Source organism: Mesorhizobium sp. M5C.F.Ca.ET.164.01.1.1, from assembly GCF_004792125.1.
GTDB lineage: Bacteria > Pseudomonadota > Alphaproteobacteria > Rhizobiales > Rhizobiaceae > Mesorhizobium > Mesorhizobium wenxiniae.
The window spans coordinates 1-399 of record NZ_SRTG01000162.1; the positions used below are offsets into that span (position 1 = coordinate 1).

The 399-nt window shown below is 61.9% G+C and carries 1 protein-coding gene; it reads right to left on the reverse strand.

Going from position 1 to position 399, the window contains the following annotated elements:
* A partial coding sequence (locus EN807_RS32920; protein ID WP_135937967.1) for an FAD-dependent oxidoreductase occupies positions 1 to 399 on the reverse strand: 399 nt, incomplete at both ends.

Sequence of the window (399 nt, forward strand, 5' to 3'; positions counted from 1 at the left end):
CCGCCATAGGCATTGACCGCGATCAGGCATTTCTCCGCCGAGATCGTCCCTCTCGGTGTGGAGACTCTGACCTTGCCGCCGGCGGAGATGATGCCGGTTGATGGCGTCCCTTCGAACAGGTGCGCGCCGGCTTGTGCCGCTACCCGCGCCGTGCCGATCACCAGTTTCATCGGATGGATATGGCCGGTGCCGGTGTCGCGCGTGCCGCCGAAATAGGCGCTCGAAGACAGCCGCTCCGCGGTCTCGTTCGCATCCATGAATGAGATGTGCGGGTAGGAGAAACGGCCGGCCATGATTTCGGCATGCGCCTTGTAGTCGTCGACATAGCGCGGCTTGTGCGCAACCGAAAGCTGACCCGGTATGTAGTCGATATCGATCTGGTTGATGGCGGCGAATTCG